Below are 24,287 nucleotides of genomic sequence, written 5' to 3'. Positions count from 1 at the left end.
AGTTAGTTTTCTATATGATGTTACTTACCTTATTACGCTTAATGAACGTGCCGTTACCTTTTTCAACCAGGCAATGGTTATTATCAATTACCACCTTGCCGCGTAATAAAACCGTTTTTACTTTTCCTGTTAGTTCCCAACCTTCGTAAGCCGAATAATCTACATTCATGTGGTGATGTTTGGCTGATAAGGTATGTTTAGCGTTTGGATCGAAGATGAGAATATCAGCATCAGACCCCACGGCGATAGTCCCCTTTCGCGGAAACATGCCGAAGATCTTAGCTGCATTGGTGCTGCTCACTTCTACAAATTTATTGAGGCTGATCTTACCCTTCGCCACACCTTCAGAGTACAACAGCTCTATCCTGTTCTCGATAGCCGGGTGACCGTTCGGGATCTTGCTGAAATCTTTTTCGCCCATCTTTTTCTGCTCCCACATAAACGGGCAATGATCTGTAGCTACCACTTGCAACAAGCCTTGATTAATGCCCGCCCACAAAGCGCGCTGATCTTTCAACTCCCGCAGCGGCGGACTCATTACCCATTTAGCACCCTCAAAATCCTGCTCATACAGTGAGGCATCGAGCAATAAATATTGGATACAGGTTTCGGCAAATACCTGGTAATTATGTTTACCGGCATCCCTAACCGCATTTAAAGCGCCCTCGCAGGTAAGGTGGACAATATAAGCCGGGCAACCCGTATAAGCCGCCATGTGCGCAAACCTGCCAGATGCTTCGGCTTCGGTAACTTCGGGTTGCGATAAGTAGTGATATAGAGGTGATAGTTTTCCTTCTGATTTGTGCTTGGCAACAAGATAATCAATCATATCGCCGTTGGTGGCATGGGCTGTAACCATCCCGCCTTGTTTTTTCACCTCCTGCATCAAGCCAACCATCTGGCGGTCGTCAACCATCAAAGCGCCCTTGTAGGCCATAAAGGTTTTGAAAGAAGTAATGCCCTCCTCCTCTACCATTTGCTTAATCTCTTTTTTGGTATCCTCATTAAAATCAGTCACCGCCATGTGGAAACTGTAATCGCCAACGGCGTTGCCTGTAGCGCGGGATTGCCATTCGGTTAAAGCATCTTTCAGCGAACGTCCCTGCGTTTGCAATATGAAGTCAATCACAGTTGTGGTACCGCCATACAAGGCAGCGCGGGTACCGGTCTCGTAAGTATCGCTGGAAAATGTTCCCATAAAAGGCATTTCCAGATGTACATGCGGATCTATCCCTCCGGGGAAAACCAGCATACCTTCCGCATCGATAACCTCATCAGCAGCAACATGTAAATTTTTGCCGATGGTTTTAATGGTTTCGCCTTCAATAAATATATCAGCAAGGGTATCAGCACTGGCCGTAATAATCCTTCCGTTCTTAATAAGTACCGACATTGTAATTTCCCTCCTCCAAGTTTGTTATTGTGATAGTTTCAGGCTCAAGGGCAGGCATCAATATCCAATAAGCCAAACCCGAAATAAAGAACCCGGCAAACCAGGCATAATTGTAAACGTATACCAGCCATGGCCAAACGGTATTTGCAGGCAATACTTTGATAATGGTTAAAAAGCCGGGTATATTGGGCAGGATACCCAACAGTAAAGCCACAATGGCATAACCATTAAATCCATTTTTAAAACTGTAGCGGCCGGTATGCTGATAAAGTTCATCTAGATGCAGGTTTTGCTTACGGATGAAATAATAGTCCACAATCATAATTCCGCCAATTGGCCCGAGTAAGCCCGAGTAACCTACCAGCCAGGTGAATATGTAACCGGTTGGGTCGGCAATTAACTTCCAGGGGAAGATCATAATACCCAATATACCAGTGATATATCCGCCTGTTTTAAAGCTTATTTTTTGTGGCGACAGATTCGCGAAATCATTAGCCGGACTTACAATATTAGCTGCAATATTGGTAGCCAGCGTAGATAAAGCCACCGCCAGCATGGCAAAGCTCACCAGTATTTTACTATCAAACCTTCCGGCCAGCACAACCGGGTCCCATATCGTTTGGCCGTAGATAATAAAAGTTGCCGATGTAACCACCACACCAATGAAGGAGAACAGCGTCATTGATGTTGGCAAACCAATAGCCTGCCCCATCGACTGTGCCCGCTGACTTTTAGCATACCTTGTAAAATCGGGAATATTTAAGGACAGCGTTGCCCAAAAACCAACCATACCTGTTAGCGACGGCAGAAAGAAAGCCCAGAAAGCGCCATGTGTTTTAAATTTAGATGGCTGCGCCAATATAGGCCCTAAACCATGCCCGGCAGATATAGCCCAGAACAATAAAGCCAAAGCCGCAGCAGGTAAAAAGAACGCTTTGAAAACCAAGAGCTTTTTAATACTATCAACTCCAAGGTAAACCAAATACATATTAAGGAGCCAAAACAGCACAAAAACAATAGCCGGCCCTGTTTGCAATGACCATGATACCGGAAAAACCTGTGGTAGCGTAGCAATAGCAGGCACCCACAATTTAACCATTTGATACAAAGCAAACCCGCCAATCCAGGTTTGGATACCAAACCAGCCGCAGGCAATAACCGCCCTCAGCATAGCCGGGATGTTCGCGCCTTTTGTACCGAAACTTGCCCTTGCAAAAACAGGGAACGGGATACCGTATTTAGCACCGGCACGGCCATTCAATATCATGGGTAAAAGCACAATACTATTGCCCAGCAATACGGTTAGGATGGCTTGCCACCAGTTCATGCCGCCTTCTATCAGTGAACTGGCCAGCATATAGGTAGGGATACACAAACTCATGCTGATCCATAAGGCTGCATAGTTCCAGGTACCCCATGATCGTTTGTCCATCGGTACCGGGGCGAGGTCTTCGCTGTAAAGCTGCCCGTCTGTTTTTGCCGTTGTGCTAAATTGCTCTGCCATTGTGATTTACAAATGCTTAATATACATATTCATCTGCTATACTCAATGCTTTCGATATAATTGCCAGCCCTTCATCAACCTGTGCTCTGGTGATAGATAACGGCGGGGCAATAAACACATAGTTCCACCGCACAAAAGCGTACATACCCAGTTCCTTGATCTTGGCAGCCACTTTATTCATAATGGCCATTTCATCGGGCTTGGCGTTAAATGGCGCCATTGGTTCTTTGGTATTGCGGTTTTTCACCAGTTCAATACAACCCAGTAACCCCGTATTCCTGAAATCGCCGATTGATGGGTGTATCAATTTCATTTCTTCAACCTGCTGTTCAATATATGCGCCCATGGCTGCGGCGTTTTCGATCAGGTTTTCGTCTTCATAAATCTTAAGTACCTCAACACCAGCCGCGCAGGTTACCGGATGTGCCGAATAGGTTAACCCCAACATCAGCGGCCTGTCGTTATAATAATCGGCAATGGTATCGGTTACAATCAGCGCACCCAGTGGCAAATAGCCCGCGGTTATGCCTTTGGCGGTGGCAATCATGTCGGGCACAACGCCGTGCACATCAACACCAAACCATCTGCCAGTTCTACCAAATCCGCTCATCACCTCATCGGCAATTAATAAAATGCCGTGTTTATCGCATAGCGCACGGATCTTCTGTAAGTAATCGGGCGGGTACTTAATACAGCCTGATGAGCCACTTTCGCCCTCCATTAATATGGCGGCCACATTTTCAGGGCCTTCAAACTCAATTACTCTTTCTATATGACTTACACACTCCCGGTTGCAAGAACTAATCTCTTTCCCCCAGGGGCAACGGTAGCAGTACGGATCTTCTACATGTACAATGTTCGGTGCCTGCTGCGAATCGGCAGCTAACTTCCGCGGATCGCCCCCGGCCGTCATTGCCCCGTAAGATGAGCCGTGAAATGCCCGGTACCGCGCAATAATCTTATGTCTGCTGGTATACATACGTGCCAGCTTAATGGCATTTTCAATAGCTGTAGCACCGCAAACTGTAAAGAGGGTTTTGGTGAGGTTGCCCGGCGTAATCTCGGCGAGTTTTTTACCGAGGTCGCCGCGTGCTTTGGTAACACAACCCGGCGTAACATAGCTTACCTGCTGCATTTGCTCAACCACCGCCTGCGTAACCCGCTGATTACCGTGACCAATGTTCACATTAATCAAACCTGACGAAAAATCGATATAACGCTGACCTTCGTAGTCGTATAGGTAAACCCCTTCGGCATACTTTACCGCAATGGGGTTAATGCCTTTCTGTTTACTCCACGAAAACAGGGTGTAATCCATGCTGTTCTGGATAATTTCTTCGGCTTCGCTTAGTGTTTCTGTGGTTTGCATATTGTTAAGTAGCTAATGTTCAATATTTTGTTAATACACTATTAAAGTTAACCAACACTTATTTCAAATTCAATTTTTAGTGTTAAATCTGAAACTATATATTTTAGATAAATGAGTTTAAAATCTCATTTAATCAATTTATTACGAACTATAATCTTAATCAATACTTTGGGCGTTCCCGCCTATCGGCGGGCCGCGCTTTCCGTTGCAAGTCCTCGCCTGCAACCGCACATTCCCCATCCTGCTGTGGGCTTTCCACTGCAATCGCTAACGCGGCCTGCGCACCCGCTGTCGCAAGTTTAGCGCAGCGTAACTTGTGACTTATACTATTGTAAGCTTTCAGCTTACCGTAAGGTGAAACCTTACCCAAGTACCACCATCCCAATGATAATCGGGACGGTAGCGAAGAACAAAAAGCTCTACAACTATCCAACCACTCACCATTCAACCACTCACTACTCACCTACCCTCAACTCATCCAGTTCACCCCTGCATCAGGGTTCCATTTGGTGGTTGATTTTTTAAGCTTAGTCCAAAACTCAATTGAACTTTTTCCGGTAATATCCCCAACGCCAAATTTGCTTTCGTTCCAGCCACCAAATGAAAACGGCTCACGCGGAACAGGTACACCAACGTTAATACCGATCATACCTGCACTGGCATTGTTGATGACATGCCTTGCGGCACCGCCATTCTGGGTAAACACCGATGCAGCGTTGCCATAAGGATTGGCATTTTCAATCGCCAAAGCCTCATCCAAAGTATTGGTACGCATAATGCTGATCACCGGTCCGAATACTTCTTCTTTGGCAATATTCATTTCAGGTGTTACATAATCAATCACCGTTGGGCCGATATAGAAGCCGTTTTCTTTACCGGTTACTTTAATATTTCGGCCATCCACCAGTATTTTAGCGCCTTGCGTTTCGGCATCGGTAATGTATTTTTCGATACGGTCTTTTGACTCCTTGCTGATTACTGCACCCAGATTATCGCCCGGTATCACCTTATTGGCCTCCACCACAATCTGATCTATGATATGATCCACCTTACCCACAGCTACCATTGCTGATGCTGCCATACACCGCTGACCGGCGCAACCACTCATCGAGGCGGTTACGTTTTGCGCCGTCATGCCCGGTATGGCATCGGGTAATACCAATAAGTGGTTCTTTGCCCCTCCCAAAGCCAGGCAGCGTTTATAGTTATAAGTAGCACGGCGGTATACAATCTTGGCTACTTTAGTTGATCCCACAAATGATACTGCCTCAATATCGGGGTGATCGCAAATAGCTTCTACAATGGTGCTATCGCCATGCACTACGTTAAATACTCCATCGGGTAAGCCAGCCTCTTTTAATAGTTCAGCTATTCGGCCAACACTTAACGGCACTTTTTCTGATGGTTTTATCACCATGCAATTACCCAACGTTAATGCATTCGGGATAGTCCAGTTAGGCACCATGCTCGGGAAGTTGAATGGTACAATAGATGCAACCACGCCCAGCGGCACATATTCGATACGGCATTCAATGCCTTTGCTTACTTCGAGTAGTTCGCCGGTAATGAGTTGGGGTAATGAGCATGCAAACTCAGTCAATTCAATGGCTTTCTCAATTTCGGCAACGGCTTCGGTATAGGTTTTGCCATTTTCCTCCTGAACTAGTCGGGCCAGTTCTTCGAGGTTTTGCTCCAGGAGGTATTTGTATTTAAAGAATACCTGCACACGAACTTTTATAGGCGTTTGCGACCATTCTTTAAAAGCAGCCTTTGCCGCTTTAACGGCCAGATCCAAATCATCAGCTCCCGATAAAGGAACTTGCGATAATAAATTCCCGTCAATCGGCGATACCACATCCAGCGAAGCGGATGTTAAGGCATCTGTAAATTTCCCGTTGATATAATTTTTAACCTTCCCGTATTTCATGATAATTGGTTTATATCAATTATTTATACCCGATAAGATCTCTATCGATTTGCTAATTAACCCATCAATCGTATCCTGTGGATTCTTTGAAAAATCGCCGGTTACCCGATTGGCCAGTATGGCATTTAAACTCAACACGTTATGCCCAAGCAATGTTCCTAAGCCATAGATGCCGGCTGTTTCCATCTCGAGGTTGCTGATGCGGTTGCCTTTAAATTCAAAATCACCCAGCGTATCAATAAAGCCTGGATTACTTAAACCTAAGCGCAGCACCCTACCCTGCGGACCGTAGAACCCCGGAGCAGTAACCGTAATGCCGCTATAAAAGCCTTCCTTAAAATGCTTAGCTAAACTTTCGCAGCAAGCCGTCAAATAAGGTTTCGCAACTTTAGTACTTAAGCCTGTTTGCTCAATAAAGGCATCCAATATTTCCTGATTGGCTATATTATTCGGTACATCATAAAAGTTCAGCATATTATCTAAACCTAAACCGTAGCTTGATAACAGAAAGCTATCAACCGGGATCTCCTTACTCACCGAACCAGATGTACCGATCCGTACAATATTCAGCTGTTTTAAATCTGCCTTAATACCGCGTGTTTCAAAATCAATATTATGAAGTGCATCAAGCTCATTCAGTACAATATCAATATTACCTGTACCTATGCCGGTAGAAACCACGCTAAGCCTCTTTTTACCGATGTAGCCCGTATGCGTTACAAATTCGCGGTGCTGCCGTTTCACCTCTATCCTATCGAAATGCTTGCTTACCTCAGGCACACGTTCCGGGTCGCCAACGGTTATAATATTGGTGGCAATTTCTTCGGGCAGTATATCTAAATGGTAAATAGCTCCCCGGTTACTCAATATAAGTTCGGAAGTAGCAATCGAATCTAATTTTTGCATTTATTATTAATAAAAAAAACAATTAAACTTAAATCTAACTATTAAAAACAAAAAATGCAATTATTCGGATCTTTTTATAAATCAAATAATTGCATTCTTTCTTTTGCGAAACGCAGCAGTATCGTACCCTGCTATCTCAAAGGGCCAAGATTTGGCTGTGCATATTTCAGTATCTTAAAGTTGATATCTGTTTTGGTTTGATAAACCCCTTCTATCGGTACAATATGTTCATTTACAACCGCAACCAGGTGACTGTTATCGCGGCACATTAAATCTACCACGATGTCAAAATCGCCCGAAGTGGTTGCCAGGAAACTAACCTCGGGTATGTGTAACAACTGATCTGTAACGTTTTGAATCAAATTTGCGGGTCTTACAGCAATCTTAACGTGTGCATAAGCATGGAAACCTACTTTTTCGGGGTTAACCCGGCCAACAATTTGTATAGTTTTATCTTCAATAAGCTTACCTACCCGTATACGGATGTTGCTGATTGATACATTCAGTTTCTCGGCCATCACCGTAAAAGACATTCTGCCGTCTCCTTGTAAGAGCATTAAAATTGATAAATCTAGATCGTCAAGAGGGGCATTATTCTGATTGGAAGAAGGTGATAAACTCATAAAATATTAAATTTTACTCGCTAAAATATATAGAATTTCAGCTATTCTTATAAAAACAATACACAAAAAGCTTACTTTTTATAACGTATACGTTTCAGAATATCATTTGCGCCCGTATTAATAATTATTAGGCATAATGTTGCACTGCATTATTAGGCCATTGTAATAATATTAAGCCACCATTAAATTTTCGCGTTTTATGCTAAAAATACGCTGTTATGCGTTATATTACGTTATAACTAACAAACATTATCACGGTCAATTCCGTTAGCATGGCAGTCCGTTCAGAAACAATCCAGAATCGTTTTTTTACTTTGTATATTATTACAGATTAAATATTGATATGGAAAGATAATTACTTTGATTTTAAGCATTTACCTAATACTATTTTAATTTGTTACTTTCTTTTTGGAATTATATCATTGGTTTAGTCTCGCCCAAGCGATTGATGCCATCGTTTTTAAACTTTTCTACATTAAAAATTTCAGGCTGCCTATTCTTTATTTTTTTTCCGTTTTTAAGCTTCGCACAACAGAGCGCTACCCACGTAAGCGGTAAAATTGTTGATGCCAGCACCGGGCACCCACTTTCTTATATTAGTATTAGTTTTACCGGGAGTAAATACGGCACCAGTTCAGACGACCAGGGAAACTTTACGTTAAGCGCTCCTGGCCAGTTTAGCCGGGTTACGTTTTCTTATGTTGGTTACCAAAGTTTTGTTAAAACGATTACTCCTGGACAAATGAACGAATTGCAGATCCGCCTGCAAAAAAGCCAAACCCAGCTTAACGAAGTAAAAATAACATCAGGAAAAAAAACAAAATACAGGAACAAAGGAAACCCTGCCGTTGAATTGATTCAACAGGTGATTGACCATAAAAAGCAGAACCGTATGGAGAGTGCTGATTATATTCAGTACGACCAGTATGAGCGTATCGGTTTATCATTCTTCGACATCCCGGCAGGTTTAATGAATAACTTTTTGTTTAAGAAGTTTAAGTTTATGCTTGATACCACGCCCAATGTTTATGGGCTGAAACCACCTATACTTCCGGCATATTTCAATGAGAAATTTTCACAGGTTTATTATCGCAAAGAGCCGAAGAAGTTAATTCAGCAGCTTAATGCACAAAAAGGGGTTAACATTATTAAGTTTATTGATACGGCAGGTTTGGATATTTACCTGAACCGGATGTATGGTAATAACATTGATATTTATGAGAACAACATCTTTATTATCAGCAACCAGTTTTTAAGCCCTATTGCCGATCACTCCCCCGATTATTATAAGTTTTTTATTACGGATACCATTCAGCAGGATGGTAAGAAGTTGGTTGAACTTAGCTTTACCCCCCGTAACAAAGGCGACTTACTCTTTGAGGGAAAATTGGCCGTTACCCTCGATGGCCGCTATGCAGTACAGTCGTGCGAGTTGAATGTGAATAAGCAGATCAACATCAACTTTATCCGTACGATGAAGATCACGCTTGATTTTCAACTACATCCCGATGATAAATATTACTTAACCAAGAGTGATGTTAAGGCCGATTTTGGAATTTCTAAAACCAAAGGAATGGGTGTATTTGGCGAGCGAACGGTATTTTTTTCTAACTACAAATTAAACTCGCCCCAGCCAGCATCGTTTTATGATGGCAGGGAACTGCAAACTGCCCCTAATGTGGCGCTACAGGATAGTACCTACTGGCTAAGCCACCGAACTGATACGCTTACAGCCAAACAAAACGAGGTTTATGATAAGGTACATAAGCTCGAAAAAATGAAGGCTTATAAAACAGAAACCAACCTGGCTTATGCCTTAACCGGTGGTTACATACCTTCATTTGGGAACAGAGTAGAATTAGGCCCGGTAGGTGCCATATACTCATACAACAGCCAGGAAGGCTCGCGCGTGCAGGTTGGCGGGCGTACCACCCCACAATTTAATAAAACTTTATACCTGCAGGGTTATGCAGGTTATGGCTTTCGCGATCATATTTTAAAGTATGATGCTGCCGCGTATTTTTCATTAAATAAAACACAGTTCTGGCGTTTCCCTAATGATTATTTTAAGATAAGTTACCTGTATGATCTGGGTGTACCGGGCGAAAACTTCGTGATCAATAATGACCAGCAGGCGCTTGCTTCTTTCCAATCTGGAAAAACAGATTATTGGTTATATAATAAGATTTTCCGGTTTGAGTATGTGAAGGATTTTGAAAACCATTTCTCTTATAATATAGCCTTCAAGAACTGGAACCAACAACCCGCCGGTACCCTGCAGTTTCAATATAACGACCCTGCCGGAACGCTGGTGCATAACTTAACGGTGAGCGAAATTGACCTCGGCTTGCGCTTTGCCCCGCACGAAAAGCTTTTGCAGGGTACAGAATCGCGCCATACGATCCATAGTAAATATCCGATCTATAATTTACAGATCAACCAGGGCATTAAAGGCGTGCTTAACGGCTCGTACTCCTATACCAATATTGGTGGTACTATTTATAAGCGTTTTTACATGTCGCAATTAGGTTATGCTGATGTTAAAGTGCTGGGAAGTTATTTAATTGGTAAAGTACCTTTCCCGCTGTTAAATATCAGCCCGGCTAACCAATCCATAGCCTATGATCCAGATGCATACAATAAAATGGATTACCTCGAATTTGTGAGCGATCATTATGTGGGCTTCAATTACACCCAATGCTTCAGTGGCTTTTTTCTGAATAAAATACCGTTGATCGAGCACTTAAAATGGCGCGAATATTTATCATTTAAAGCGTTATACGGTGGGCTGAGAGCCGAAAATGATCCGCAGAACTCAGCCGGTTTGTATAACTTCCCGATTGGTACGGGTGGCGCTAATGGTACTTATGCACTGGGCCACACACCATATATGGAAGCTGGTGCCGGTATCGGTAACATATTTAAAGTTTTCCGTTTTGATGTGATCAGAAGGTTTAACTACCTGGATCATCCGGATGTTTCTAAGTACGGTATCAAATTTAGCTTCGGATTCGATTTTTAAGCTATCAATTACAGATTCATTTTACCGGCAAATTTCAGATTTGATTTAACATAACCGGGTCAAAAAAATATACATAGGGGCATTAGCCCCTATTTTTTTAACCTTTACTTAACAAATCCTAAATCTCTCCAGAATGTTACGTTATCATAGCGGGAATACTTTACATCAGAATTCCTATGAAACAAAACATACAACCCGCAATATTGAGCCGCAAGGTGGCCCGTGTTGTGTTCAGCATAAATCCCGCTGTACTTCTCCCCTGCGATAAATCCACAGCATTAGAGCCATTTCTATATTAACCGGGGTACAATATTGTAACGCCTAACCTCATTTAAAAAAAATGGTTACAGAATTTCTGTACGCAAGGCAAACAATAGTTACACCAATCAACTTTTTACATTAATGAAACATTTACTTTATATCATATTAATACTGGTTGCTTTTGGAGCTGATGCGCAAGTAAAAACAGATACTACGACTAAAAAGAATATTCCGGATACGCTTAAGAAGGACCTTTTTACCGCCCCCGATACTGTTAAAAAATTACATAGTAAACCCTGGGCGCTTGTACCACCGGCTGTATTGGTTGGTTATGGTATTACCTCGTTTTTTGCTCCGCCTTTAAGGCAGTTAGATCATTCTATTTATGATGAGACCGCCAAACATGATTTTGTTCCATCCGCTCACTTAGAGAACTTTTTTCAATATACACCAGTGGTTTTGGTATATGCCGTAAACTTGGTGGGTATACACGGTAAAAACACATTTGTTGACCGTACGCTTATCTACGCGCTATCGCAGGGAATGCTAGAGCTAACCGTATTTTCGTTAAAGCACGCCACGCACCGTTTAAGGCCAGATGGTTCCGATCGTTATTCATTCCCTTCCGGCCATACGGCCAATGCGTTTAACGGAGCCGAGTTTATGTCGCAGGAGTTAGGCGGTAAATCAATTGCGTTTAGTATTATCGGGTACACTTTTGCTACCACTACAGGTGTTTTCCGCATCTATCACCAGGATCACTGGTTTAGCGATGTGATTGCCGGTGCGGGTTTCGGTATATTATCTACCAAGGGCGCTTACCTGTTGTATCCATATATCCGTAACGCTTTTACAAAACCAGATAAGGATAAACCTAAAAATCAGAGCATCCCTCTTGATCAGCAAAAGCCCAAACAATCTAAAAGTAAGATCTTGTTGCCGTCTTTTCAGGATGGTACGTTTGGGTTGCAGTTTGCTATGCAGCTGTAAAGAAATTACTTTAAATTACCCACAGATATACCCCTTATTAACGCTGTTGCAAGTTGCACCGACTTAGTGTTCCCCTAATTTAGCTACCGTGTACCCACATCTTTTAAGCTACTGCAATTTATACCCCTTATTAATGTTAGGCGTGGTAGCACTGTCATTGCATTCCCCTAAATTAGGGGAACACTAAGCCAGTACAATTTGCAAAAACCTTCATAAGGGGTAAAATGTAAGCTGATCAGACTTGTGGGTACACGGTAGCTAATTTAGGGGAAGGCAGTGACAGTGCTGCTACTTCTAACATTAATAAGGGGTAGAAAATCGTTGGAGAAGCTTATTAATTACGCTGGGAAACTTACTCCCGTAACTTCCTCCGCAAAATCCCAAAGTTTTTTAGCAACGGCTTCATCCAGGGCATGTGGCAATAGCACAGCCTCTGCCGGATAGCCTCTGTAACCACCATCCTGGTCTGGTCCGTAAAGTACACCGCCTTTTGCTTCCGGCTCAACAGCTGCATATAATGATGGCAATGCACCTTGCCATGGGTCCATCAACCCTCCTACGCGCTCAACAGCGGCAGCAAAGGCATCTGTATCCATGTGGCGCGACAGTTCGGTTTTGTTAGCGCCCGGTTGTGCAGCTATAGAAAGTACATTATCGCCAGTCGCTTCAATTCTGCGTTGTAATTCTAACGATAAATAAATATCAGCCAGTTTACTTTGGCCATACTCGCGCATAGCATCATAGTCTTTTTCTGATTTTAAGTTATCAAAATTTATAGCCCCGCGCACATAGGCCATGCTGCTTACCGTAACAATGCGCGAATTTGGGGTTGATTTAATTAATGGATACAACAAACCCGTTAGCGCAAAATGGCCAATAAAATTCACACCAAATTGCAATTCCCAACCTTCTGTGGTTTTGCTGGCAGGCGGGATCATTACGCCGGCATTGCTAATCAGCACATCCAGTTGTTGATGGGTTTGGAGAAAGCCTTCGGCGAATTGCTTTACGGAAGCAAGGCTTGATAAATCAAGTATTCCGGTTTCTAATGAACCTTTGCCTGTATGTTCTGTTATTTTGTTGAGGGTTTCGTCTGCTTTATGCTGATCTCTGCAGGTCAGTATTACATGCGCACCGGCTTCATATAACGCTAATGCTGTTTCATAACCGATACCTGCGTTGGCACCTGTTACGATGATTGTTTTGCCGGATTGGTCCGGGATGTTATTTTTTGTCCACATAGTAAATTATTTTGTTGGACCAAAGGTCGGCATACAACAAACGCAGACTATACCGAAAAGAAACTAAAAAGTATAAAAATCAATCAATTTTATCCTGCCTGAATTTAACCGGGGTTGTTTTGGTTCTACTCTTAAAGAAACTTGAGAAATGATTGGGCTCTTCAAAGCCCAGGCTCCAGGCTATTTCGGCAATGCTCCAATTGGTGCTTTTAAGCAAAACTTTAGCCTCTTGTAGTATCCGTTCATTAATTAATTGCGTGGTGGTTTGCCCCGTTATTTCTTTTAATGCTTTGTTTAAATGGTTAACATGCACGTTCAATTGTTTGGCAAATGCAGATGGTGAACTCAGTTGCATAACCTGGTTACTGTACTCAATCGGGAATTGCCGCTCCAGTAATTCTGCAAATATCGAGGTAATCCGTTCGGCAGCGTTAGATCCTGTGGCCGAATTTCCTGTAGCCGGTTTCATTTTCTGAGCATCATGAATCAGGCTCATTAAAAGATTACGCAGCAGGTCATATTTGTAAACATAGTCGCTCTGTAGTTCGTCAAACATTCTCGAAAACAGATCAGTAAAGTTATTTACTTCAAGTTCTGCTAAAGGTATCACCGCATTATCAACAGACTGAAAAACCGGGTAATCTTTGATATTGCCAAACCTGCTAAAAAACGCCTCAGTAAATATGCAGATGTAGCCGCTTTGCTTTTCGGTTACCCGTTCCCACAAATAAGGAACCATTGGGTTGGTGAATACCAGCACCGTGCCGTTTACCTCGATGCACTGATCGGCGTAATGAATTTTACTGTGCCCCGTAACCAAACTTATCTTGTAAAAATTGCGCCTGCTATAACTCACCTGCTTGTGCTTAGGCAGCAGCATATCCTCGATCTTAAAAATATTGAAGTGCCCAATTTCATTATTAACCAATTCTGGCTCGCGGCTAATGTGTTTATAGAACGACTGGTACCCGATTACTGACGACATAATCAAAGCTACAAAAATCAAATAAGTAAAAACGAATTTGCAACCGTATAAAGCAGCCTGCTAAAAAACCAATGAATTGGTATCTTAGCAACATTAACAAACCCCTTGCATGAACAAATATTTAGCCCTGCTAACACTTACTTGCAGCGTAGCAATTAATGCTGTAGCACAAAACGGCCCGCCTGCCGGCCCTGCCCCTAAAAATCCAATGCCGATCTCTAAAAGCCGTATACTGGCGACAGATTCTTCGGTTGTTACCCATCATGAGGTAACCATTAAAGGCCAGAAAATTGCTTATACCGCCACTACCGGCACTATGCCGATTTGGGACGAAGAAGGCCGCCCTGCTGCTGGCGTATTCTATACTTTTTATGAGCGCGATGGTATAACCGACCGGTCAACCCGCCCGTTGGTGATCTCTTTTAACGGTGGCCCCGGCACACCATCTGTTTGGATGGAGCTGGGTTATACCGGCCCACGTTTGCTGAATGCTGATGATGAAGGCTACCCGGTACAACCTTACGGCATCAAGGAAAACCCGAACTCGATACTGGATGTTGCCGACATTGTTTATGTTGACCCTGTAAATACAGGTTACTCGCGCCCCGTAAGCAAAGACATTGCAACAGGACAATTTTTCGGTGTTAACCAGGACATTAAATACCTGGCCGAGTGGATCAACACTTTTGTAACCCGTAAAGACCGTTGGGCATCACCAAAATTCCTGATCGGCGAAAGCTATGGTACAACCCGTGTATCTGGTTTGGCCTTGGAACTACAGGATGCACAATGGATGTACCTTAACGGTGTGATACTGGTATCACCTACCGATCTGGGTATCGAGCGCAGCGGCCCGGTTCAGTCAGCATTAAAACTGCCTTATTTTACGGCTACCGCCTGGTATCATGGCATGTTACCGGCCGATCTGCAAAAGAAAGACCTGACCGAAGTTTTACCTGAGGTTGAAAAGTTTACTATTGATGAGCTGATCCCAGCCATGTCTCGTGGTGGTTTTATTGATGATGCAGCACGTAAAGCTATGGCAACCAAAATTGCCCGCTACAGTGGTTTGAATGAGAAAGTAGTTACCGAAAGCAACCTCGATGTAGCTTATGATTTGTTCTGGAAAGAATTATTGCGCGATAAAGGCTTCACCGTTGGCCGTTTAGATTCGCGCTATAAGGGTATCGACCGCCAGGCTGGTGGCACAAGCCCTGATTATAACGCCGAATTAACCAGCTGGCTGCACGAGTTTACGCCTGCCATCAACATTTACCTGCGCGATGAGCTGAAATATAAAACCGATTTAAAATACAACATGTTCGGCTCTGTATGGCCATGGGACGATAAAAACAACCATACCGGCGAAAACCTACGCCAGGCCATTGCCGAAAATCCGTATCTGCACTTGTTAATCCAGTCAGGCTACTATGATGGTGCCTGCGATTACTTTAACGCCAAATACAGCCTTTGGCAGCTTGACCCAAGCGGCCGCTTAAAAGACCGTCTGAAATGGGAAGGTTACAAAAGCGGACACATGCTATACCTGCGTAAAAACGATCTGGCAACTGCGACAGAAAACCTGCGTACGTTTATCAAAGAATCGTTACCAAAACCTGGGCAGGCAGCTAAATATTAATTATTAATAGCTTTATCAGCCATCCGTAAAACCAAAAGAGACGCATTGAAAGCGTCTCTTTTGGTTTTATATATCTTGTCAGTTAATGGTTCTTTTGCCGCATCTGCCGGCCGATCTGTACTAACCATAAAACAAACAGCAAGGATAAAAAAAGCATAAAGCTGATTAATAACAGTACACCTACACCCTTTGTATTTTGAGCATTAGATGCTACATCATTATCTGCTGCCAGAAGCGGATATTCTACCATCAGTAAACAAGCGCTTACTAAAATGGAGAAATAACGGAGCTTAGTTTCCATAACCAGATCGAACAATAGTTTGTTAATACCCCGAATTAGCTATTGCGTAAGTGGGCTTTAGTTTACTTTCTTCAAAAACAGGCAGCGCGAAATAAAATACAGATCCGCCTTCCCTACCCTTTTCGGCACGTACAGAGCCTTCGTGATCTTGAATGATCTTTTTAACCAGGTACAGCCCTAGCCCTTTGCTGTTTTTATGACGGATGGCTTTTTGATCGCAGCGATAAAACTTCTGGAATACCTGTTGCTCTTGTCCGCAAGGAATGCCAATTCCTTCATCGTGTACGGAAACCTCGATGTTGTTGCCCACAAAAGCAGTTTTGATTTTAACATGCGAGCATACCGGCGAAAAGTTTACCGCATTGGTAATGTAGTTGATCAGCACCTGTATAATCTGGTATTTATCGGCCCTTACAAAAACAGGTTCGACACATTCTTTATAAAAACGGTAGCTGGTATGGATGGTTTTCATCTCTCCCACCACAATATCAATCAGTTCATGAATATCAAAAACGGTGAGGTTAAGCTGTTTTACACGCTGATCGTCATGCGAAGAGTTCAGATATTCTTCCATCACCCTGGTCATGCTATCAATATGCAGATCAACGTTATTTAATATTTTCACAGGTTGCTTGTTCAGGGTTCCGGCAAACTGGTTAATCAGCATTTGGATATTCAGCTTAATGATGGTTAAAGGTGCACGTAATTCGTGGTTTACAATAGCCAGGCTCATGCTTTCTTCAATCACCTTTTGGGTCATATCTTCAATAGCGCCAATCATCTGCTCGGCTTTGCCCCATCTGCGATAGTACAATACACCCGTTATGCGGATCCATTTGGTTTTGCCCTTGGGGGTAACTACCTTAATCTGCTTTTCGAAATTGGCCCCGTTAAGGCAGGCCTGCTGTATTTCAAAAATAATACTGCGCCGCTGCGATGGTGGTATCAGTTTTAAGATAAGCCATAGCCCATTCTCGCGGGTGCGCGGCAACTCGAGCATTTTCCGTGCTTTACTGCAAAATGAAAGCTTGTTTGATGCCAGCATTAGCTTCCAATATCCCATATAGGCGCCTTCGCCAGCATATTCGGGTAATATCCCAGATTTGTTGATCGTGATCTGGCCTGGTCTTTTCTCGGGTAATAGTTTTTCTTCCATAGAGCTCTTTCGCTTTGTAAGTTGATGTAAAGTTCACATCCGAAAGGGCGTTTAGCAATGTACCAATTATGGTTTCAGTAGTATAAATTATCTATTATAGATTTATGCATTTTGACAAAACCCTGTACATAAGCCACGATATTTCGCCTTTACATAGTAAATAATGATATATCGCTATTTTTTTGGTCATAAATTAAATATAAAACACTGAATATCAAATATTTAAACATAGGCATAGATTTAATATAAGAGCTTACCTATAATCTAAGCTATATGAAACACCTGCATGAGTATTTACAACCTATCGGCAAAAAAGTAACAGAGAATAATTCGTTTAGTCTGCACACCATCCAGTCGTTTTGCAATGAAAGGCAGGTGGACAACTTTAATGATATTAATAATCATTTTGCCATAATTTGGATAACTAAAGGGAACGGGAATTACCGGACAGATCTTTATTTAGATAATGCGGATAACAACTGCCTGCTTTTCATCAAACCCGGGCAATTGCACACCGTTTGTTTCAACAGTACAACCGAAGGCTACATATTCTCATTCTGTAAATCTTTTTTAGGCATTGAAGACCACGATTCTGAGTTACTGCTCAGAAGCCTGTCGCAAATGTTTAACATGCAGTTTCTGTTGTTAGCCAATGATACGCTTGCAGAAATGCACAACATTACCAAACAAATGGTAAAAGAGTATAACGATCTTAATTTGTATCGTGCCGAGATATTAAGGCGCTATTTCAAGATCTTCCTCATCTATGTGAGCAGGCAGATTGAAGAACCACAGCCCGTAGCTAAACACTCGCGCAATATTGATTTGTTGCAGAGCTTTGTTGCCTTGCTCGAACAAAATTTTAAAAGCCAGAAAATGGTTGCCGATTATGCCGATCAGTTAGCCGTAACACCAAACTATTTAAATGAGGTGATTAAAAAGATTACCGGTTACCCTGCGGGCTATCACATCAGGCAGCGTGTGGCATTAGAGGCCAAAAGAAAAGCGGTTTACGCTGATGTAGGCATGAAAGAAGTGGCTTATGAGCTTGGTTTCTTTGACCTGGCACACTTCAGTAAATTTTTTAAGAACACAACAGGTATGAGCTTTTCCGACTTTAAAAGAAACCGCATCAACCTAACAAGCCCGATGATTATTAATTAATTACACCTTTAAAACCAAACAATGATTGCGTACACATTTAAAGCAAATAGTTATGTTTGGTTAAATAAAGGGAGATTATGTACAATGATATTTTATTGGACTTTGGTTTAAACACAGCTGATTATAGCATTAGCAGCTTTGGTTCGGGCTTAATAAACCACACATTAAAAGTATCGGGCCGCGGCGAAGACTTTATCCTGCAGCAGGTTAATACTGATATTTTTAAATCGCCCGGGGATATTGCAGACAACATTGTATCCATACAGCAATATCTTAAACAAATAGCTCCTGATTATCTGTTTGTTTCTCCTTTATTGGCTAACAACGGTACTACACTTGTTAAATCATCCAATGGCGAAGTTTACAGGTTATTTCCCTTCGTTAAAAATTCACATACAGTTGATTTTGTCAATGATGAAAAGCAAGCTTATGAAGCAGCCCAGCAATTTGGACGGTTTACCCGCCTGCTGAAAGATTTTGATATTGCCAGCCTCAAGTACCCATTATCCGATTTCCATAACCTTAACCTGCGATGGAACCAGTTTATAACAGCCTGCAAAAACGCCGAAAAATCCAGGTTCGATACTGCCTTTGCAGAAATAAAACAGGTGCATGAGCATCAGGACATTTTGAAAACCTATAATCAGCTAATTGAACACAACGAAATTCCGTTGAGGGTGATCCACCACGATACCAAGATCAGCAATGTGCTGTTTGATGACCAGCAAAACGGACTCTGTGTAATTGATCTCGATACTGTGATGCCGGGCTACTATTTAAGCGATGTTGGTGATATGATGCGCACCTACCTATCCCCCGCCAATGAAGAGGAAACAGACCTGGATAAGATCTGCATTCGCGAAAATATATTCGTAGCCATTCACAATGGCTATTTATCAGAAATGGGTGATGCCCTGACACAAGCAGAACGCCGGCACTTCACATTCTCGGGCCAGATGATGATCTATATGCAGGCCATCCGCTTTTTGACCGATTATTTTAACAACGATGTTTATTACGGTTCGCGCTACACCGGCCATAATTTAATGAGGGCAAAAAACCAGTTAAAACTACTTTCTGAATACAAAAAAACAGTTGCCGGGATTAAGCTTTAATAAGCAAACTGTATTGTCAATATATTATCAACTTAATTGTTACAAAGCGCTGTTATACGCTTTTAAAGCTATGTTTTAATCGTGATTGATTATATATCTGCCTGATTTATTGCATTATAGATAAAAGTTTTATAAAAAAGTACTTTCATGACAAACCAATTCTATTAACCCTACGTTAAACCCACACAATTTTCACGCTATAAGCAGCGTTTAAATTGCAATATATCTACAGCATCTATGAATTATTTTCCTGACCCAAAACATCTGTTAGGATTGCTCCAGGAATTATTGGAGCGGATCAAAAATTTGAGTTCTTATGCTTATAGTGAAAGTAACGCATTTGCCTTAAATGTACTGAACAGAAAACGCCACGAATTAATAAAAGCACTTGATTTATTAGAATGGAGCAATGACGACGAGATAGTGATCCAACAATCGAGCACAGACAACGCCATATTACTTTGCTACCGTCAGAAAAAACAACGCAGTCTTCACGCAGACGGTTCCCTCGCCGATTTTTATAAGCAGGGCATTAACGGGCTACAAAGAGAAGTTGAAACTTTTATTGAAGTGGTAAGCCGCTTTCTCAGAAAAGAGAAAAGCGCTTAACAACAAAATTTCCCAAGGGCGTGATGTTAATCACGCCCTTTTATATTTCCCTCCTGTTTAATCACATATTTTAATCTGCTGCTGATTATACCCTTTATTCAAGCTTTTGCAAATTGCAAAGGCTGTAGTGTTCCCCTAAATTAGGGGAATGCAATAACAGTGCTACTACTTCTAACATTAATAAGGGATAGAAAATCAGGCTAATCGAAAGTGGGTACGAATAACCTGTTCCAAGTTATCTTGATTCCTATCTCTTGATTCTATTCTTGTCATTTTTCCTTTCTCTTTTTGTCCTTAATCTTTTAACTTGTAGTTTTAACCGAAACATCAAACTACGACTATGGCACAAATGACTACCCTTTCGGAAATCATCAACAAACTGAAGGACGAAGGTTATACCGAAGATTTTAATATAAGCGGTGATTGCATTGCCTGCGCTGGTGATGCAGTAAGATTACATCCCGAACAATTTGTGGTAGACAGGCATTTCCGTTTCGAAGGAGAATCGAACCCGGATGACGAGGCTGTGGTTTACGCCATCTCTTCTATCGACGGTAAAACCAAAGGCACACTGGTAAACAGCTACGGTGTGTACAGCGACCAGCTGAGCGACGATATGGTTAAAGCCCTGAAAGACCGCAAAGACCTGTAAACATTTAACGCCCTATGATTATGGCAGCAGATACCAGCAACCGCGAAATTATAAGCACGAGGATCATAAACCATCCCCAGGAAAAAGTCTTCAATGCATGGACTAACCCCGACCAGCTTAAAAACTGGTGGGGGCCAAACGGCTTTACCAATACCTTCCACCAGTTTAGTGCCACACCCGGCGGCCAATGGAACTACACCATGCATGGTCCCGACGTCCACAATTACGAAAACGAAAGCGTTTTTGAAGAAATTAATGCTCCCGAACAGGTTGTCATTTATCATACCAGCAAGCCTGAATTTCACCTCATCGGCACCTTCGAAGCCGTTGATGATCAACATACCAAGATTACCTTTCACCAGATCTTTAATGAGGCAAGCGTTTACGAAGCGGTAAAACATATTTGTATCCCGGCCAATGAAGAGAATTTGGATAGATTGGAAAAGGTGTTGGAGGGATAGATTATGGAGAAAAGATAAAGGACTTTGAGACAAAAGAACAGACTTGCTATTCGAAGTCTTTTTACGATCGTATAAAAAAGCCTGTAGTCGCTAACTACAGGCTTTTTTTATGCACTCCTATTTCATTCTCAATCAACAATTATCTTTCCAATGTCATGTTAAATTAAATTGTATACAATTTAATTTAACACAATATATATTTGTACCATAATCATCATGGCAATGGATCTTTTAAAACTCGAAAACCAGGTATGTTTCCCACTGTATGCACTATCGCGGAAACTGACTTCTGTTTACCAGCCGCTTTTAGATGAGCTGCATTTAACCTACCCGCAGTACCTGGTGATGATGGTTTTATGGGAACACCAGGAATTATCAGTAAAAGAAATTGGCGCAAAACTGCTGCTTGATTCGGGCACTTTAACTCCCCTGCTAAAACGTATGGAAGAAAAAGAATTTCTTAAACGCAGCAGAAGTGCGGCAGATGAACGGATAGTACTGGTTGCCTTAACCCAAAAGGGTATTGAATTAAAAGATAAAGCTCAACACGTCCCCAATGCTTTCAGGTGCCATATCCCACTGGGCGACCAGGAATTACTGACTTTCAGGGATATGCTTAACAACTTGCTTACAAAAACAGAATCAACCATAAATAACAATTAATAATAGAAATCATGTCAGTAAAAGCTTTGTATACTGCTGTAGCTACAGCAAAAGGTGGAAGAAATGGTCATGTATCATCTTCTGATGGCGTATTAAATTTAGAAGTTAGAATGCCTAAAGAACTGGGTGGTGCAGGTGGCGCTTATACCAACCCTGAGCAATTATTTGCTGCAGGCTATTCAGCTTGTTTTGATAGCGCACTTAATCATGTTATAAAAGCAGAAAAATTAGATATAACCGATACAACCGTAAGGGCCCATGTTGGCATCGGTTCTAACGGAAATGGCGGCTTTGCCCTGGTAATTACCTTAGATGTAAATATCCCTGGTATTGACCAGACAGAAGCTGTTGCACTGGTAGAACAAGCGCATCAGGTTTGCCCATACTCTAACGCAACCCGCGGTAATGTAGAGGTTACTTTAAACACTACTACTGTACCTGCAGCAGAGTTTTAATAAGCACTTGAATTTAATATATAGAAGCCTGTAGCTAAAACTACAGGCTTTTTTTATTTAATCATCGCTCTTTTTATCCTACGCTCTTCTCCTAAGTCCTTCCTCCCAAAATCCTTTGTCTTTTCTCCAATATAATCCAATTGTAAACTTGTTTCAACTATATGTTTTAAACAATTGTTTTAATCAATCGATTGAATAAATTTGACCTGTCATTTAAACGAATGACAAGTTCATTTATTCAACACAGATTATTACATCATGGCCGAGACCGGGTTTAAAAAATGGATTATCACCATTACAGTTATCACAGCTTCGCTGCTGGAGCTTATTGATACCACTATAGTAAACGTATCTATCCCCCAAATTCAGGGTAATTTGGGCGCAACGCTAACAGATGCAGCATGGGTTGTCACGGGGTATAGTGTGGCTAACGTTATTATTTTGCCTATGTCGGGCTGGCTGGGTAGTTTCTTCGGGCGGAAGAAGTATTTTCTGGCTTCTATCATTGCCTTTACCATTTTCTCTTTTTTGTGTGGCAATGCGCATAGTTTAACAGAGCTGGTAGCTTTCCGGGTTATGCAAGGTGTTGCGGGCGGCGGTTTATTATCAACAGCACAGGCTATATTATTAGATACCTGGCCACGCGAGCAAATTGGTACTGCTACTGCCCTATTTGGTTTGGGGGCTATTGTTGGCCCAACCATAGGCCCAACAATTGGTGGTTACATCACTGATAATTTCTCGTGGCCCTGGATCTTTTACGTAAACCTGCCTGTAGGCGCATTAGCTGCAACATTCACCTACACGTTTGTGCGCGAAACACCAAGCGATGGCCGTGGCAAACCCATCGATTGGTGGGGTATCGGCTTGCTGGCCGTAGCCGTAGGCAGCCTGCAAACCATATTAGAAAAAGGCGAGGATGAAGATTGGTTCTCTACCACCTATATTACTATACTTACGGTAATGGCAGTATTGGGCACTTTGCTGTTCATTTGGCGAGAGTTAAGCACAGATCACCCTATCGTTAACTTTAAAATTATGCGCTACCGCAGCTTTTCGGCTGGTATGGTAACTTCATTTGTACTGGGAGTTGGGTTGTACGGATCAACATTTGTGTTCCCGGTATTTGCCCAGGGCTTGTTAGGTTTCTCGGCCCAGCAAACAGGGCTTATTTTGTTGCCGGGTGGTATAGTTACCATTATTATTATGCCATTTATGGGGATGATGCTTAACAAAGGAGTACCCGCTCAAATACTGGCAACCGGAGGTATGATCCTGTTCTTCGTTTTTTCCTGGATGCTCAGCAATTCAACCCTGGCTACCGGCAATACCGATTTCTTTTGGCCGCTGGTAATCAGGGGTGCTGCCATGTCTTTATTGTTTGTACCGTTAACCACGCTTGCTATCGGTGGTTTAAAAGGTGCCGAAATTGGCCAGGGTGCAGGTTTAAACAATATGATGCGCCAGCTGGGTGGTTCATTTGGTATTGCCGGGTTAACCACGTTAATCCACATTCGCCAGGCAGTACACCGCAATAATCTGCTTACCAATATTAATCCGTATAACCCTTATTATGTGCAGCGCTTTAACGGTTATGTACAAAACTTTTTGGGTAAGGGTAAATCCATGTCAGATGCTACACACATGGCTTACGGCGCTATGGAAGGCACGGTAGTTAAGCAAAGCATGCTACTTACTTATAACGATGCTTATTGGATAGTTGGTATGGTGATGTTGTTCTCTATCCCGCTGTTATACCTGGCACCATTTAAGGCACAAAAAGCAGTAGCCGATACGCACTAAAACATTAAATCATATTTATGCCTGTAAATCATAAATTTGGGCATAAAT

At 42.3% G+C, this 24,287-nt stretch carries 21 protein-coding genes; 11 read left to right on the top strand and 10 right to left on the bottom strand.

What is annotated here, in order from left to right:
* Positions 1-10 precede the first annotated feature (10 nt).
* The 6 genes from hydA to PQO05_RS14100 all read right to left on the bottom strand — a co-directional run bounded on the left by hydA (position 11) and on the right by PQO05_RS14100 (position 7,656).
* Complete coding sequence (gene hydA / locus PQO05_RS14125) at positions 11-1,393, bottom strand: dihydropyrimidinase (protein WP_273627960.1); 1,383 nt, start codon at positions 1,391-1,393, stop codon at positions 11-13.
* Positions 1,377-2,897: an NCS1 family nucleobase:cation symporter-1 gene (locus tag PQO05_RS14120; RefSeq protein WP_273627959.1), complete on the bottom strand. Its 1,521-nt coding sequence runs from the start codon at positions 2,895-2,897 to the stop codon at positions 1,377-1,379. Before PQO05_RS14120 ends, hydA begins: the two co-directional genes overlap by 17 nt.
* Positions 2,898-2,913: 16 nt before the next feature.
* Positions 2,914-4,266, bottom strand: a complete 1,353-nt coding sequence (locus PQO05_RS14115; RefSeq protein WP_273627958.1) for an aminotransferase class III-fold pyridoxal phosphate-dependent enzyme — start codon at positions 4,264-4,266, stop codon at positions 2,914-2,916.
* A 469-nt stretch (positions 4,267-4,735) separates the two neighbouring features.
* A complete protein-coding gene (locus PQO05_RS14110) occupies positions 4,736-6,193 on the bottom strand; it encodes a CoA-acylating methylmalonate-semialdehyde dehydrogenase (protein ID WP_273627957.1) in 1,458 nt (485 codons plus the stop codon).
* 15 nt (positions 6,194-6,208) lie between these two features.
* Complete coding sequence (locus PQO05_RS14105; RefSeq protein ID WP_273627956.1) at positions 6,209-7,099, bottom strand: nucleoside phosphorylase; 891 nt, start codon at positions 7,097-7,099, stop codon at positions 6,209-6,211.
* Positions 7,100-7,230: 131 nt separating this feature from the next.
* Positions 7,231-7,656 (bottom strand): Lrp/AsnC family transcriptional regulator, encoded by a 426-nt coding sequence (locus tag PQO05_RS14100; RefSeq protein WP_273627955.1) that lies wholly within the window; start codon positions 7,654-7,656, stop codon positions 7,231-7,233.
* Positions 7,657-8,116: 460 nt separating this feature from the next.
* Between PQO05_RS14100 and PQO05_RS14095 the strand changes: the two genes are divergently transcribed.
* Together PQO05_RS14095 and PQO05_RS14090 are read left to right on the top strand one after the other, a co-directional pair.
* Positions 8,117-10,744, top strand: a complete 2,628-nt coding sequence (locus PQO05_RS14095; protein ID WP_273627954.1) for a DUF5686 and carboxypeptidase-like regulatory domain-containing protein — start codon at positions 8,117-8,119, stop codon at positions 10,742-10,744.
* Between the two features lie 402 nt (positions 10,745-11,146).
* Positions 11,147-11,995, top strand: a complete 849-nt coding sequence (locus PQO05_RS14090) for a phosphatase PAP2 family protein (protein ID WP_273627953.1) — start codon at positions 11,147-11,149, stop codon at positions 11,993-11,995.
* A gap of 338 nt (positions 11,996-12,333) precedes the next feature.
* On the opposite strand, the gene PQO05_RS14085 is transcribed toward PQO05_RS14090, so the two are convergent.
* Entirely contained in the window at positions 12,334-13,236 is a 903-nt protein-coding gene (locus tag PQO05_RS14085; protein ID WP_273627952.1) for an oxidoreductase, read from the bottom strand.
* 79 nt (positions 13,237-13,315) lie between these two features.
* Positions 13,316-14,221: a helix-turn-helix domain-containing protein gene (locus PQO05_RS14080; protein ID WP_273627951.1), complete on the bottom strand. Its 906-nt coding sequence runs from the start codon at positions 14,219-14,221 to the stop codon at positions 13,316-13,318.
* Positions 14,222-14,330: 109 nt separating this feature from the next.
* Here PQO05_RS14080 and PQO05_RS14075 point away from each other — a divergent pair, with 109 nt between their 5' ends.
* Entirely contained in the window at positions 14,331-15,860 is a 1,530-nt protein-coding gene (locus PQO05_RS14075; protein ID WP_273627950.1) for a S10 family peptidase, read from the top strand.
* 82 nt (positions 15,861-15,942) lie between these two features.
* On the opposite strand, the gene PQO05_RS14070 is transcribed toward PQO05_RS14075, so the two are convergent.
* The gene (locus PQO05_RS14070) at positions 15,943-16,161 is read right to left on the bottom strand and encodes a hypothetical protein (RefSeq protein WP_273627949.1); all 219 of its coding nucleotides are present in this window, start codon (positions 16,159-16,161) and stop codon (positions 15,943-15,945) included.
* A gap of 22 nt (positions 16,162-16,183) precedes the next feature.
* Positions 16,184-17,317 carry a PAS domain-containing sensor histidine kinase gene (locus PQO05_RS14065; protein ID WP_273627948.1) on the bottom strand — a complete coding sequence of 378 codons (1,134 nt, stop codon included), beginning with the start codon at positions 17,315-17,317 and terminating at the stop codon, positions 16,184-16,186.
* A gap of 273 nt (positions 17,318-17,590) precedes the next feature.
* On the opposite strand from PQO05_RS14065, the gene PQO05_RS14060 reads away from it, so the two are divergent.
* The 8 genes from PQO05_RS14060 to PQO05_RS14025 all read left to right on the top strand — a co-directional run bounded on the left by PQO05_RS14060 (position 17,591) and on the right by PQO05_RS14025 (position 24,239).
* Entirely contained in the window at positions 17,591-18,481 is an 891-nt protein-coding gene (locus tag PQO05_RS14060) for a helix-turn-helix domain-containing protein (protein WP_273627947.1), read from the top strand.
* A 77-nt stretch (positions 18,482-18,558) separates the two neighbouring features.
* Positions 18,559-19,596 (top strand): phosphotransferase enzyme family protein, encoded by a 1,038-nt coding sequence (locus PQO05_RS14055; RefSeq protein WP_273627946.1) that lies wholly within the window; start codon positions 18,559-18,561, stop codon positions 19,594-19,596.
* 237 nt (positions 19,597-19,833) lie between these two features.
* Entirely contained in the window at positions 19,834-20,205 is a 372-nt protein-coding gene (locus PQO05_RS14050; RefSeq protein ID WP_273627945.1) for a hypothetical protein, read from the top strand.
* Positions 20,206-20,545: 340 nt separating this feature from the next.
* Complete coding sequence (locus PQO05_RS14045) at positions 20,546-20,857, top strand: phosphoribosylpyrophosphate synthetase (RefSeq protein ID WP_273627944.1); 312 nt, start codon at positions 20,546-20,548, stop codon at positions 20,855-20,857.
* Positions 20,858-20,877: 20 nt separating this feature from the next.
* Complete coding sequence (locus PQO05_RS14040; protein ID WP_273627943.1) at positions 20,878-21,318, top strand: SRPBCC family protein; 441 nt, start codon at positions 20,878-20,880, stop codon at positions 21,316-21,318.
* A 222-nt stretch (positions 21,319-21,540) separates the two neighbouring features.
* A complete protein-coding gene (locus PQO05_RS14035) occupies positions 21,541-21,981 on the top strand; it encodes a MarR family winged helix-turn-helix transcriptional regulator (RefSeq protein ID WP_273627942.1) in 441 nt (146 codons plus the stop codon).
* 11 nt (positions 21,982-21,992) lie between these two features.
* Positions 21,993-22,436, top strand: coding sequence for an organic hydroperoxide resistance protein (locus PQO05_RS14030; protein WP_273627941.1), 444 nt, complete (start codon positions 21,993-21,995; stop codon positions 22,434-22,436).
* A 258-nt stretch (positions 22,437-22,694) separates the two neighbouring features.
* Complete coding sequence (locus tag PQO05_RS14025; RefSeq protein ID WP_273627940.1) at positions 22,695-24,239, top strand: DHA2 family efflux MFS transporter permease subunit; 1,545 nt, start codon at positions 22,695-22,697, stop codon at positions 24,237-24,239.
* Positions 24,240-24,287: the final 48 nt, after the last annotated feature.

The sequence above is a fragment of the Mucilaginibacter jinjuensis genome (genome assembly GCF_028596025.1).
GTDB lineage: Bacteria > Bacteroidota > Bacteroidia > Sphingobacteriales > Sphingobacteriaceae > Mucilaginibacter > Mucilaginibacter jinjuensis.
Note: the sequence above shows the minus strand (reverse complement) of the source record. Positions and strands in the feature narration are given on the sequence as shown.

Bases quoted from the DNA above. Each gene is read 5' to 3' on its own strand.
- hydA (WP_273627960.1), bottom strand. From the start codon at position 1,393: ATGTCGGTACTTATTAAGAACGGAAGGATTATTACGGCCAGTGCTGAT.
- PQO05_RS14120 (WP_273627959.1), bottom strand. From the start codon at position 2,897: ATGGCAGAGCAATTTAGCACAACGGCAAAAACAGACGGGCAGCTTTAC.
- PQO05_RS14115 (WP_273627958.1), bottom strand. From the start codon at position 4,266: ATGCAAACCACAGAAACACTAAGCGAAGCCGAAGAAATTATCCAGAAC.
- PQO05_RS14110 (WP_273627957.1), bottom strand. From the start codon at position 6,193: ATGAAATACGGGAAGGTTAAAAATTATATCAACGGGAAATTTACAGAT.
- PQO05_RS14105 (WP_273627956.1), bottom strand. From the start codon at position 7,099: ATGCAAAAATTAGATTCGATTGCTACTTCCGAACTTATATTGAGTAAC.
- PQO05_RS14100 (WP_273627955.1), bottom strand. From the start codon at position 7,656: ATGCTCTTACAAGGAGACGGCAGAATGTCTTTTACGGTGATGGCCGAG.
- PQO05_RS14090 (WP_273627953.1), top strand. From the start codon at position 11,147: ATGAAACATTTACTTTATATCATATTAATACTGGTTGCTTTTGGAGCT.
- PQO05_RS14085 (WP_273627952.1), bottom strand. From the start codon at position 13,236: ATGTGGACAAAAAATAACATCCCGGACCAATCCGGCAAAACAATCATC.
- PQO05_RS14080 (WP_273627951.1), bottom strand. From the start codon at position 14,221: ATGTCGTCAGTAATCGGGTACCAGTCGTTCTATAAACACATTAGCCGC.
- PQO05_RS14075 (WP_273627950.1), top strand. From the start codon at position 14,331: ATGAACAAATATTTAGCCCTGCTAACACTTACTTGCAGCGTAGCAATT.
- PQO05_RS14070 (WP_273627949.1), bottom strand. From the start codon at position 16,161: ATGGAAACTAAGCTCCGTTATTTCTCCATTTTAGTAAGCGCTTGTTTA.
- PQO05_RS14065 (WP_273627948.1), bottom strand. From the start codon at position 17,317: ATGGAAGAAAAACTATTACCCGAGAAAAGACCAGGCCAGATCACGATC.
- PQO05_RS14060 (WP_273627947.1), top strand. From the start codon at position 17,591: ATGAAACACCTGCATGAGTATTTACAACCTATCGGCAAAAAAGTAACA.
- PQO05_RS14055 (WP_273627946.1), top strand. From the start codon at position 18,559: ATGTACAATGATATTTTATTGGACTTTGGTTTAAACACAGCTGATTAT.
- PQO05_RS14050 (WP_273627945.1), top strand. From the start codon at position 19,834: ATGAATTATTTTCCTGACCCAAAACATCTGTTAGGATTGCTCCAGGAA.
- PQO05_RS14045 (WP_273627944.1), top strand. From the start codon at position 20,546: ATGGCACAAATGACTACCCTTTCGGAAATCATCAACAAACTGAAGGAC.
- PQO05_RS14040 (WP_273627943.1), top strand. From the start codon at position 20,878: ATGGCAGCAGATACCAGCAACCGCGAAATTATAAGCACGAGGATCATA.
- PQO05_RS14035 (WP_273627942.1), top strand. From the start codon at position 21,541: ATGGATCTTTTAAAACTCGAAAACCAGGTATGTTTCCCACTGTATGCA.
- PQO05_RS14030 (WP_273627941.1), top strand. From the start codon at position 21,993: ATGTCAGTAAAAGCTTTGTATACTGCTGTAGCTACAGCAAAAGGTGGA.
- PQO05_RS14025 (WP_273627940.1), top strand. From the start codon at position 22,695: ATGGCCGAGACCGGGTTTAAAAAATGGATTATCACCATTACAGTTATC.